The sequence below is a fragment of the Actinorhabdospora filicis genome (genome assembly GCF_030269765.1).
In the GTDB taxonomy this organism is placed as follows: domain Bacteria; phylum Actinomycetota; class Actinomycetes; order Mycobacteriales; family Micromonosporaceae; genus Actinorhabdospora; species Actinorhabdospora filicis.
Map to the genome: position 1 here is coordinate 2,291,329 of NZ_BSTX01000001.1, position 11,867 is coordinate 2,303,195.

An 11,867-nucleotide genomic window follows, 5' to 3' on the forward strand; every position below is an offset into this window, starting at 1 on the left:
CCCGCGTGACCGCCGCATAAGCTCGCGGCGTCCAGGGAGAAGAAGTCCCAGGGAGAGAAGAGGAGCGCCGATGTGGTTCGGAGTGCTGGGCCCGGTCGAACTGCGGACGGCCGACGGCCCCGTGGCGCTGTCGCCGCGGCAGCGGGCGGTGCTCGCCTACCTGGTCCTCCACGCGGGGACGGTGATCTCCACCGACCGGCTCATCGGCGCGATCTGGGGTGAGGACGCCCCGGCGACCGCGCGGGTGCAGATCCAGTCGGCGGTCTCGGCGATCCGCAAGGCCGCGCCGGGCGTCCCGCTCGAAACGCGTCCGGCGGGTTATCTGCTCTCCCCGCGCGACACCGATCTCGCGCACGCCGACGCGCCGGGCGCATGGCGCGGCCCGGCGCTGTCCGATGTGGACGCCGCTTACGTCCCGGCCGCGCGCACGCGCCTGGAGGCGCGCCGCCTCACCGCGATCGAGCGGGCCGCCGAGGCCGCGCTGGCCGCGGGCCGTCCCGGCGAGGCCGTGGACGCCCTGACGCCCGCCGCCACCGATCATCCCGCGCGGGAGGGCCTGGCGAGCAGGCTCGCGCTGGCCCTCTACCGCCTGGGACGCCAGCCGGAGGCCCTCGAAACGCTGCGGCGGCTGCGCAAAGCGCTCGCCGAGGACCACGGGCTCGACCCGGGCGCCGAGACCGCGCTGCTGGAGCGGCGGATCCTGCGCGCCGACCCCGGGCTCGACCACACCGCCGAGCGGGCGTCCACAAGGGACGGCCCGGCGCAGCTACCGGCGCCGCCCACCGCCTTCACCGGGCGGGCCGCCGAGCTGGACCTCCTCGACGGCGCGCTCGCCGACGCCGGACCGGCGATCGTGGTGACGGCCGGGGCGGGCGGTGTCGGCAAGAGCGCGCTGGCGCTGCACTGGGCGCACCGGGTCGCCGCACGGTTCCCCGATGGGCGCCTCTACGCCCACCTCGGCGACACCGACCCGCTCCCGGTGCTGGCCCGCTTCCTGCGCGACCTGGGCGTCCCGGCGCGCGAGGTCCCCGCGGACCTGGACGGCGCCACCGCGCTCTACCGCGACAAGACCGCCGGGCGGCGGCTGCTGGTGCTGCTGGACGACGCGCGCGACACCGCGCAGGTGCGCCCGCTCGTCCCCGGGCGCGGGGGCCTGGCGCTGGTCACCAGCCGCGACCGGATGGCCGGGCTCGTCGCCCTCGACGGCGCGCGCCGCCTCACCCTCGCCCCGCTCGACGAGGACGAGGCCGTCGCCCTGCTGCGCGGCCTCATCGGTCCCGCCGACCCCGCCGACCTGGCCGAGCTCGCCGTCCTCTGTGGACGCCTGCCGCTCGCGCTGCGCATCGCCGCCGCGCTCATCGCCGACGACGCCCGCCCGCTCGCCGGGCACCTCGCCGAACTGCGCGGGCCGGGACGGCTCGCCGCGCTCGACCTCGACGGGGAGGCCTCGGTCCGCGCGGTCATCGAGCGCTCCATCGCCGCGCTGCCCGCCGAGGCCGCCGGGCTGCTGCGGCTGCTGGCCGGCGTCCCGGGGCCCGACATCGCCGCCGAGGGTGCCGCCGTGCTCGCCGCGACCAGCGAGGGCCGCGCCGAGCTGCTGCTCGACCGCCTCGCCGCCGCGCACCTGGTCGAACCCACCACGCGCGGCCGCCACGGGATGCACGACCTGACGCGCCTGTACCTGTCCGGCCGCGCCGAACCCGGCGACGGCGCCCGCCGCGACGCGCTGTTCGAGTGGTACCTGCACGGCGCCGACTCCGCCGTCGCGCACCTCGACCCCACCGGGCTGCGCCTCGCCCCGCTGCCCGCCGAACCCCGCTTCGCCGACGCCGAGGAGGCCCTCGCCTGGCTGGACGCCGAGCACGCCTGCCTGCTCGCCGCCATCGAGGCCGCGCCCCGCCCGGAGTTCGCCTGGCTCCTCGCCGACGCCCTGCGCGGCCACCACCGCCGCAACCGGCTCATCCCCGAGGGCCGCCGCAGCGCCGGACTCGGCCTGGCCGCCGCCGAGGCCGCCGGTGAGGACGTCGCCGCCGCCCACATGTCCATGGGCCTGGCGCACCTGGCCATGCACGCCCGCGACTTCGACGGCGCGATCGCCGCCAACCGCCGCGCCGCCGCGCTCGCCGAAGGCGCGGGGGCCGCCCGGCTGCACGGCGCGATCCTGACCAACCTGGGCGTCGTCCACGTCGCGATGGGACGCGACCGGGAGGCCATCGCCCACTACCGCGAGTCCATCGCCGTCCTCGAACACGACGGCGCCAGCCTCGTGCGCGCCAACGCCCACGCCAACCTCGCCGGCGCCGACCGGGGCGGCAGCTTCCACACCGCCGTCGAAGGACTCGGCCGGGCCCTGGCCGACTTCCGCGAACTGGGCCACCAGCTCGGCCAGGCCCGCGCGCTCCACGGGCTCGCCGCCGTCCGGTGGTGGACCGGCGAGACCTCCCCCGGGCTCGCCGAGGCCGAGGAGGCCGCCGCGCTGTTCGCCGCCACCGGCGACGTCTACCTCGCCGCGGCCCTGAGCACCTGGGCGCTGCACCTGCTGGACGCCGGGGACGCCGCGACCGCCCTGCTCAAGGCCCGCGCGGCGGTCGCCCGCGCCCGCGAGGCCGCCGACCCGACCCTGGAGAACGAGGCCCGCGCCACCCTCGGGCACGTCCTGCACGCCCTCGGCGAGCACGACGAGGCCGCCGGGCACTTCACCGCCGTCATCGCCTGGGCCGAGCACGAGGTCGGCGTCGACCAGCTCCACGCCGAGGCCCTCCTCGGGCTCGCGGCCGTCCACGCCGCGCGCGGCGAACGCGCGCGGGCGCTGGCCCTCGCCGAACGGGCCGTCACGCGCGACTACGGCCAGAAATCGCTCGCCGCCCTCGTCCACGGGCGCGCCTCGGCCGTCCTCCACGCCTGCGGGGACGCCTCGGCGCGCGAGCACGCCGCGCACGCCCTCGCCCTCGCCGACGAGGGCCAGCGCCGGGGCGTCGCCGAGGCCGAGGGCGTCCTCGCCCGATTGTGACCTCTACCGCATCATCCGCCCCATCTGTCGCGCAGTTCACCGCCCCGGCCCGTCCGAACCATCCCCCTCCCGAACCATCCCCCATTACGGTGGATACCTGAAGCATCTACACGTACCCGGCGCATGGTTTCGCCACGCGCGGGTACACGGGGAGGGATGGTCGGCCATGGACACAACCGCGCACAGCCTGCTCAGCGAGGTCCGCTTTCTCACCGTCGCGGAGGTCGCCGAACTGATGCGGGTATCGAAGATGACCGTCTACCGGCTGGTGCACTCGGGCCAGCTGGGGGCGGTGCGCGTCGGCCGGTCGTTCCGAGTTCCGGAGCAGGCCGTTCAGGAGTATCTGCGCGGCGGGACGCCGACCGGGTTCCCCGACGTGGCGTAACGGCTGGCAGTGGGTATGGTGGAGCGGTTACACACCACCTCAGTTACTAGGGGAACGTCTAATGGGTTCGGTCATCAAGAAGCGTCGCAAGCGGATGGCGAAGAAGAAGCACCGCAAGCTGCTGCGCAAGACCCGCGTGCAGCGCCGTCGCCAGGGCAAGTGACCGGACCGGCCGTCCTCGTCACCGGCGCGGACCGGTATCTGGGCGGTCGCCTCGCAGCAAGGCTGACCGCGGATGCCCGCGTCGCGCGGGTGGTGACGGCTGCCACCGATGATCTGCTGCGGCCCGCCGGAGACGGCCGGTCGAAGATCGCCGAGATGTTGGCCGATGACCAGGTGTGCACAGTCGTACACCTGGCCATCGGCGCTTCGGCGTCCCGCACGGGTTCACGGGCCGAGCTCAAAGAGCGCAATGTCATCGGGACGATGCGCCTGCTCGCCGAGTGTCAGCGCTCGCCGCACGTCCGCCGTGTCGTGGTGAAATCCGCCGCGGCCGCGTACGGGGCGTCGATTCGCGACCCCGCGATCTTCACCGAGGACACCGAGCTGCGCGCGGTGCCGCGAGGCGACTACACCAAGGACGTCCTGGACGCCGAGGGCTACGTGCGCGGATTCGCGCGCCGCCGCCCCGACGTCGAGGTCACCACCCTGCGGCTCGCGCCGCTGATCGGCCCGAAGGCCGACACCGCGATGAGCCGCTACTTCGCGCTGCCCGTGGCCCCCACGGTGCTGGGTTTCGACCCGCGCGTCCAGTTCCTGCACATCGACGACGCCGTCGACGTGCTGCACCACGCCACCGTGCGCGAGCACGCCACGACCGGCCACCGCCACGGCCCCGACGTCCTGAACGTCGCCGGACCCGGCGCGCTGCCGCTGTCCATGGCGATCCGCCGGGCCGGGCGCACCGCACTGCCGGTGCCCGAGCCCGCCCTGCGCGCGCTGGTGACCCTCGGGAGCGTGGACTTCTCCCGCGACCAGCTCGACTTCCTGCGTTACGGCCGCGTCATGGACGTCCGGCGGCTGTCCGACGCGTACGGAATCACACCCCTGCCGACCTCCGAAGCCTTCGACGCGGTGTTCGGCGGGCGGAAGGACCCCTGATGAGCCTGGAAGACGCCCTCGGCAAGGTGATCGGCATCGTCGAGCGCCGGCTGGCCGGCGACTACGAGGTCGACGAGTTCGGCTTCGACAAGGAACTGACCGAGGACGTGGTCGCCCCCGTCCTGCGCCCCCTGTACCGCAAGTGGTTCCGGGTGGAGATGCACGGGCTGGAGAACGTCCCCGACACCGGGTCGGCGCTCATCGTCGGCAACCACTCCGGCGCCATCGCCATGGACGCCGCGATGCTCCAGCTCGGGCTCCTCGACGACCACCCCGCCCGCCGGCACCTGCGCCTGCTCGGCGCCGACTTCGTCTTCAAGACGCCGCTGCTGGGCGAGTACGCCCGCAAGACCGGCGCGACCCTGGCGTGCACCCCCGACGCCGAGCGGCTCCTGTCATCCGGGCACCTCGTCGGCGTGTTCCCCGAGGGCTTCAAAGGCGTCGGCAAGCCCGTGTGGGAGCGCTACCGGCTCCAGCGCTTCGGGCGCGGCGGATTCGTCCAGGCCGCCCTCAAGACCGGCGCGCCGATCATCCCCGTGTCGATCGTGGGCGCCGAGGAGATCTACCCGATCATCGGCGACATCAAGCCCCTCGCCCGGCTGCTCGGGCTCCCGTACTTCCCGGTGACGCCGACGTTCCCGTGGCTCGGGCCCTTCGGGGCGGTGCCGCTGCCGTCGAAGTGGCACATCCGCTTCGGCGAGCCCATCGACACCAAGGAATACGCCGAGCACGCCGACGACCCGATGGAGATCTTCAACCTGGCCGACCAGGTGAAGGAGACCATCCAGGGGATGATCCACGAGCTGCTGGAGAAGCGGGGCGGGGCTTTCCAGCCCTAGGACGCGCAGAAGGCGTCAGCCCGAGGACATAGGGAAGCGCGACGGCCCACACCGGCCGCCGCGCTCACGTCATCCCCGCGTCGCTACCCGCGCAGGAACCCGATCAGCTCGCCCTCGACCCGCTCCGGCGCTTCGAGCGTCGGCAGGTGACCGGCCCAGTCCAGGTCCAGCAGGCGCGCGTCGGGCAGGACCGCCACGAACGCGTCGGCGAGGTTTTGGAACAGCTCCAGGTCGTGCGCGCCCTTGACCACCAGGGTCGGCGCGGCGATGTCGGCGGGGCTGTACTCGTGCCTGATCGGCGCCACGTCCGCGCCGCCGACCTGGACGTCGAAGGCCCGGCGCTGCATGGCCGTGACCAGCTCGCGGGTCTCCGCGGAGGCCAGCGGGCCGACCCAGGTCGCCACGTTCAGCGCGACGGCGCCGTCGAGGTCACCGGCCTCGATGAGGGCCTCCTCGCGGTCGTCGAAGGCGATCACGTCGGGGGTCGGCTCGGCGAGGTCGCCGGCCGCGCACAGCAGCACCAGGCGGGAGACGCGCTCGGGGTAACGGGCGGCGAACTCCTGCGCGATGCGGCCGCCCCAGGAGGAGCCGACCACGGCGGTCTTCTCGATACCGAGCTCGTCCAGCAGGTCGCGGACGTCGTCGGCGTTGTTCCAGGGTTCCGTGGGGTACGGGGTGTCGCCGTAACCGCGGAAGTCGACGCGGATCGCCTTGAAACCGGCGTCGACGAGGGGCTGCCATTGGGCCTGCCACATCCGGCGGTCGCAGACCCCGGAGTGGAGGAGGGTGACGGCGGGGCCGTCACCTGCCACATCATGAATGATCGTCATCGCGGCCGACGGTAGCCCATCGTCGCGGCCGGTCACCAGTCCTTAGCGGGTTTGCCCGAGACGGGCAGGTCCGGCAGGAGCAGGACGGTGATTCCCAGCGAGGAATTGGCCGCCGCGAAATCTCCGACATACCGGGCCACATCGGCGTCGTTGGTGATGACCCGCAGTGGCGCCTTGGCCTGACGCAGCGTGACCTGCGTGAAGTATTTCACCGTCGCCGAGTCCTCGGTCAGCGGCGCGTGCGTGCCGACGATGTCGTCGCCCTTGACGCCGTAGGCGTTGTCGGCGACCAGGCCCATGTTCCGGTTCAGCATCGACATGACCAGGCTCGCCTGCTTGTTCTGCACGCCGGAGTCGGTGTACAGCAGCACCGAGGGGACGCCGTCGGTCAGCAGCCCGCGCCCGTCCAGGTACGCGAAGGCCGCGGCCATCCCGGAGTGGATGCGCCCGCTCGCCCACACCTGCCCCCAGCTGGTGTCCGAGCCGAGCAGGTGCTTGGCGGCGTTGTAGCGGGTCTTGGCGATCGGGACGGCCCCCACCAGCAGGACCGCGGCCACCGCCAGCGCCACCGCCGCGACCCGGGGACGCCGCCACCGGAACCGGATCTTGGCCAGCGCGGGCGCGGCGGCGATGACCAGCAGCACCAGCAGCATTTGCGGCATCTTGTGGTAGTAGTACGTCGGCGAGCCCATCGTGGCCGTGGTGTACAGGTACATCACCGCCGTCATCGCCCATCCGGCCGCGCACATCGCCAGCAGCACCTTCAGCCGCGGGCTGCGGCGCAGGACGCCCCACATGCCCACACCGGCCACAGCGGACAGTCCGAAGAGGAGCAGGGTCGGCACCGGCTGGATGAACCCGGTGGCCTGGAGCTGGGTGTCGGTCTTGAAGTCCTTCACCAGCCACACCACCGGCTGCACCAGCGCGATCCCGCCGAAGACCACCGCGCAGGCCACCGCCGCCTTCCAGTGGCGCTTCACGCGTCCCCAGCCGGTGACCAGGGCGGCCAGGACGCCGACGGCGGCCAGCGGCACGAAAAGCGTGTAGGTGAAGGTGATCCCGACCGAGAGGAGCCCGATGGCCACGAACCATTCGGTGGCCGAGCGCGGCGCGCGGGCCAGGACCGCCACCAGGACCGCCAGGATCACGAAGGAGAAGATCTGCGCGTCGTAACCCGACCAGATCATCACCGTGTAGTAGCCGGTGGACAGGAACGCCGTCACCGCCACCACCAGGAACGCCCGGCGCGGCCCGGCGATCTGCGGTCCGGCCACGTATCGGGCCGCCCAGGCCACCGCCACGGTGAACATCGTGTAGCCGAAGACGGCGTAGATCCAGTACCGGTCGAGTTCGGCGAAGATCGAGCCGTGCCGCCCGCCGGTGACGATGGAGTCGATGAACGCGTAGAAGTAGTGGACGCCGGCGGGGTACTGCCGCAGCATCGCCGGTTCCACCGAGCCGTCGGCGGGCAGCATCGACGGGTAGCCGCCCAGCCGCACGATCGCGTCGAAGAGGTTGGCGTGCCGGATCCGGTCGCCACCGGCCAGGACGTAGGCGAGGTCGCCGAATCCCTTGGCGCGCATGGCGGGCAGCGCCATCACCGCGGCGGCGAACAGGCCGCCGCCGAGCAGCGCGAGATCGGAGCCCAGGACGCGGCGCGGCAGCCGGGGCGTCCGGCCGGTGACCGCCGCGACCAGCACCAGGACGCTCAAAGTGGTCCCGCCGACCGGAATCGCCGCCAGCCCCCACGGCCACACCGTCGTGACCAGCCCGAAGACCATCACCCCCGCGGCGAGCACCGCCAGCGCGGGCACCAGCCGGTCGACGAGCGTCCCGCCGATCCGCAGCAGCGACGCCGTCCCCAGCCACAGCAGGACGAGCACGATCACGTCGGCGTGGACCAGGTGGGCCAGGACGGGCACGATCCAGGCGAGCGCGAGTCCGGCGAGGGCGCGCAGCAGTCGATTCACCGGGAAATACACCCACATCAAGGCGCTGGCCGGGCGGCGGGCGGATGAACGTGCGGTGACATTCGTCTATCGGGTCCGGATTTGCCTACGATGTCGGGGACGGGGAGGTGCCCGATGCGGGACTGGCCACTGACCGGGCGGGACGCCGACATCACCGCGATCCTGGCGGCACGGGCCCGGCCCGGCTGCGCGGGCGTGGTAGTGGCGGGCGCGGCGGGACTGGGCAAGACGCGGCTGGCGAGGGAGGCGGCGCGGCGGCTGGGGAACGTGACGTGGGTGCGCGCCACGCGCGCGGCGGCGTCGATTCCGTTCGGCGCGGTCGCGCACTTAGCCGCGCCCGGGACGCGTCCGCTGGACCTGGTGCGCGCCGCGGCCGAGTGGGCCGCCGCGCGGGAGCGGCCGGTGCTCGGCGTGGACGACGCGCATCTGCTCGACGAGGGTTCGGCGGCGGTCGTCGCGCACCTGGTGACCACCGGGCTGGTGTTCGTGGTCCTCACCGTCCGCACCGGCGAGGCCCGCTCGGACGCGGTGACCGGCCTGTGGAAGGACGGTCTCTGCGAGCGGCTCGACCTGACGCGACTGTCCGAAGAGGACATCGACGGTCTCCTGCGCGCGGAGCTGGAGCTGGACGGCGAGGTCACCCTGGAGGCCGCCGCGCGGGAGTTCGCCCACCGCGCCGCCGACGGCAATCCGCTGGCGCTGCGGGAACTGCTGTCGGCGGGCCGCTCCACCGGTGTGCTCACCCGCCGGTTCGGGGTGTGGCGGTGGACGGGGCCGCTGCGGGCGCCCGCCGAGGTCGCCGAGCTCATCGCGGCCAACCTGCGCGAGCTGAGCGAGGGCGTCCGCGCGGCGGTGGAGCTGGTGGCCTGCGGTGAGCCGTTGCCGGCGGCGACGCTGACCGCGCTGGCCGAGCCCGACGCGGTGGACGAGGCCGTCGAGCGCGGGCTGATCACCGTGGAGCGCAGGGGATCGCGGCACTCGGTCCGCATCGCGCACCCGCTGTACGGCGAGCTGGTGCGGGCCGTCCTGCCGCCGCTGCGGGCCGCGGCGATCTGGCGGTCGCTGGCCTCGGCGGCCCTGGACGCGCCGCTGCGCCGCCACGACGACACGCTGCGCGCGGCACTGTGGCAAGTGGACGGTGGGCTGATCCTGCGGCCCGACATCGTGCTGCGCGGCGCGCAGCAGGCGGTCGGGCGCTCCGACCTGGTGCTCGCCGAGCGGCTGGCCAGGGCGGCGCGGCGGGCGGCGCCGGGTCCGGAGTCCGACCGGGTCCTCGGCGAGATCCTGGAGTACCGGGGCGCCGAGGCCGGGACGCTGCTGCCGGAGGAGCCGCCGGACGAGGAGCGCGGGCCGTGGGCGGTGGCGCGGGCGTCCACTTTGTACTGGGGCGCCGGGCGCGTCGCCGACACCCACGCCGCGCTCGACCTCGCCGGTGGCGACGACCTCGCCGAATCGACCCGGGTGTGGATCCTGCTGTTCGACGGGCGCTGCGCCGAGGCCGCCGCGCTGGCCCGGCGCGTCCTGGCGCGGCCGGACGTCCACCCGCAGGCCGCGATCTGGGCCGCCGCCTGCGGATCCAGCGCGCTGGCCTTCACCGGCGAGCACGCCGCGTCCCGCGCGATGCGCGAGCGCGGCACCGCCCTGGCCGAAGCGCTCCACGCCCAGCTGCCCTGGGGCGTGGTGCAGATGGGTTTCGGGGCCTGCTTCGCCGCCCTCGCCGGTGGCGACCTCGCCGAGGGATGGGCGGTCGCCGAGGCCGGTCACCGCCGGGCCGTGGCCGACCGCACGCCCCTGATGGCGGGCGGCTTCGCGGCCTTCCGGGGCCTCATCGAGAACGCCCGGGGCGTGTACGGGCGCTCCGACGCGACCCTGCGCGAGGCGGTGGCGATCCTTGAGGACAACGACACCTTCCGCTTCGTGCGCGGCTGCCTGACCGCGCTGGCCGAATCGGCCGCCGTCACCGGGCGTCCCGGCACCGCCGACGAGTGGGCGGCGCGGGCGGCGGCGATGCCCGGCGGCTGGAACCGGCTCCTGGAGCCCTGGCGGCTGCTGTCGCGGGCGTGGCTGGCGCACGCGCACGGCGAGAACCCGCTGCCGCACGCGGCGTCCGCGCTGGCCCTGGCCCGCGAGCTGGGCCTGCCGACGGTCGAGGCGCAGGCCGCCTACGCCACCGTCCGGCTGGGCGGGACGGTCCGCGAGCTGCCGGACGCCGGGGACGCGCCGCTGCCGCCGGTGCTCGCCGCCGCCCGCGAGGCCCTGGCCGGGGACGACCCGGCCGCCCTCACCGGGGCCGCCGACGGATTCGCGCGGCTCGGGATGCCCCTGCACGCCGCCGAGCTGCACGCCACCGCCGCCCGGCGCCTGCGCGGCGGCGGACGGCGGGCCGCGGCCGCGCTGGCGTCCGAACGGGCCGCCGCCCTGCGCGCGGAGTGCGGGGACGTCCGCACGCCCCTGCTGGCCGAGGACGCCGCCGTCCTGTCCCGCCGGGAACGCGAGATCGCGCTGCTGGCGGTGAAGCTGCGCAGCAAGGAGATCGCCGCCGAACTGGGCCTGAGCGTGAACACCGTGCATAACAACCTCGCCCGCGCCTACGTGAAACTCGGCGTGTCCGGCCGCGACGAGCTGCGGCGGCTGTGGGCCGAGCGAGGGTGGTGACCGTCCCACGCGCGCGCCGGTTTTGTCCCCCGCGACCCGCCCCGGTTTAGGATGAGCCGTCCCATCGACCACCGGGAGAACACCATCACCGCCGCGATCGAAGCCTCAACACTCGAACCGGGCAGCGCCCCGGAGGACGCGCGCCGCTTCGGCGCCCTCGACCGGGCGGGCGGGTGGGGACTCGCGCTGCTCGTGGCCAGGAGCGTCTTCCTCGAAGAGCTCCCGGACGGGCCCACCGACCGGGTGAGCGCCGAGGAGTTCGCCGAGCTCGCCGGCATCGGCGCCGACCGCGTGGTGCGCCACTACCTGGCCTGGCAGGAGGCCGCCGAGGCGGGCGTCGTCCCGGCCGCGGAGGAGCTGAGCCGCGAGCGGGAGATCGAGTTCCCGCCGGCCGAGTGGTGGGCCGGGTTCTTCCGGCTGGCCGTGGAGGCCCCCGAACCCGAGGCCGCGCCCGTCGCGGTGGCCGAGCCCGAGCCGGTGATCGAGCCGGAGCCGGTGGCCGACGAGGCGCCCGCCCCCGTCGAGGTGCCGCGCCAGCTCGTCCTGGACCGGGTGGTGCACGACCCCGAGCTGCGCGCCGACCTGGCCCGCGAGGTCGCCGCCACGCCCGAGCTGCGCGACGCCGTCATCGCCGAGAAGGCCCGCAGCAGCCGCGTGGAGTTCCTCCAGACGATCGCCGACAGCCAGACCTACCGGGTGAGCAAGACGCAGGAGGTGCCGCTGCCCGACGACGTCCGCGCCGTCGCCGCCCAGCAGCTCGCCATCGCCGAGGCGCCCGACGCCACCCCCGAGATGGTCAACGCCGCCTTCAAGACCGTGCGCGGCCTGCTCACCGAGACCATCGAGGCCGAACCGGCCGTGCACGCCCAGCAGCAGCGCGAGAAGCTGCGGCGGGCCATCAAGACCACCACCGCCCGCGTCGAGGGGCTGCCCGCGGCCGGGCCGGTCATCGACGAGGAGCTGCTGGCCGAGATCCGGCTGCTGGTCCACAAGCTGTCGGCGGTGATGGGGGCCTAACGGCACCTTCGGCCGAGTCAACGCGATTGACCTATCGCCGTCCCGCCCGCCGCGCCTACC

The 11,867-nt window shown here is 74.5% G+C and carries 9 protein-coding genes; 7 read left to right on the plus strand and 2 right to left on the minus strand.

What is annotated here, in order from left to right; genetic code table 11:
* The first annotated feature begins 70 nt into the window (after positions 1-70).
* The 5 genes from QSK10_RS10760 (at position 71) to QSK10_RS10780 (ending at position 5,335) form a co-directional block, all read left to right on the plus strand.
* Positions 71-3,010 carry an AfsR/SARP family transcriptional regulator gene (locus tag QSK10_RS10760; protein ID WP_285662491.1) on the plus strand — a complete coding sequence of 980 codons (2,940 nt, stop codon included), beginning with the start codon at positions 71-73 and terminating at the stop codon, positions 3,008-3,010.
* A 166-nt stretch (positions 3,011-3,176) separates the two neighbouring features.
* On the plus strand, positions 3,177-3,395 hold the full coding sequence (locus QSK10_RS10765; protein ID WP_285662492.1) for a helix-turn-helix domain-containing protein: 219 nt from the start codon (positions 3,177-3,179) through the stop codon (positions 3,393-3,395).
* 61 nt (positions 3,396-3,456) lie between these two features.
* Positions 3,457-3,558 carry a 30S ribosomal protein bS22 gene (locus QSK10_RS10770; protein WP_184789097.1) on the plus strand — a complete coding sequence of 34 codons (102 nt, stop codon included), beginning with the start codon at positions 3,457-3,459 and terminating at the stop codon, positions 3,556-3,558.
* The gene (locus QSK10_RS10775; protein WP_285662493.1) at positions 3,555-4,496 is read left to right on the plus strand and encodes an NAD-dependent epimerase/dehydratase family protein; all 942 of its coding nucleotides are present in this window, start codon (positions 3,555-3,557) and stop codon (positions 4,494-4,496) included. The genes QSK10_RS10770 and QSK10_RS10775 overlap by 4 nt, the downstream gene beginning before the upstream one ends.
* On the plus strand, positions 4,496-5,335 hold the full coding sequence (locus QSK10_RS10780; RefSeq protein ID WP_285662494.1) for a lysophospholipid acyltransferase family protein: 840 nt from the start codon (positions 4,496-4,498) through the stop codon (positions 5,333-5,335). Before QSK10_RS10775 ends, QSK10_RS10780 begins: the two co-directional genes overlap by 1 nt.
* Before the next feature lie 83 nt (positions 5,336-5,418).
* Here QSK10_RS10780 and QSK10_RS10785 read toward each other — a convergent pair whose 3' ends face one another.
* Together QSK10_RS10785 and QSK10_RS10790 are read right to left on the minus strand one after the other, a co-directional pair.
* Positions 5,419-6,165, minus strand: coding sequence for an alpha/beta fold hydrolase (locus tag QSK10_RS10785; protein ID WP_285662495.1), 747 nt, complete (start codon positions 6,163-6,165; stop codon positions 5,419-5,421).
* A 32-nt stretch (positions 6,166-6,197) separates the two neighbouring features.
* The gene (locus QSK10_RS10790) at positions 6,198-8,135 is read right to left on the minus strand and encodes a DUF2339 domain-containing protein (RefSeq protein ID WP_285662496.1); all 1,938 of its coding nucleotides are present in this window, start codon (positions 8,133-8,135) and stop codon (positions 6,198-6,200) included.
* A 114-nt stretch (positions 8,136-8,249) separates the two neighbouring features.
* Here QSK10_RS10790 and QSK10_RS10795 point away from each other — a divergent pair, with 114 nt between their 5' ends.
* Together QSK10_RS10795 and QSK10_RS10800 are read left to right on the plus strand one after the other, a co-directional pair.
* Positions 8,250-10,790 (plus strand): LuxR C-terminal-related transcriptional regulator, encoded by a 2,541-nt coding sequence (locus tag QSK10_RS10795; RefSeq protein ID WP_285662497.1) that lies wholly within the window; start codon positions 8,250-8,252, stop codon positions 10,788-10,790.
* A 51-nt stretch (positions 10,791-10,841) separates the two neighbouring features.
* Complete coding sequence (locus QSK10_RS10800) at positions 10,842-11,807, plus strand: hypothetical protein (protein ID WP_285662498.1); 966 nt, start codon at positions 10,842-10,844, stop codon at positions 11,805-11,807.
* Positions 11,808-11,867 lie beyond the last annotated feature (60 nt).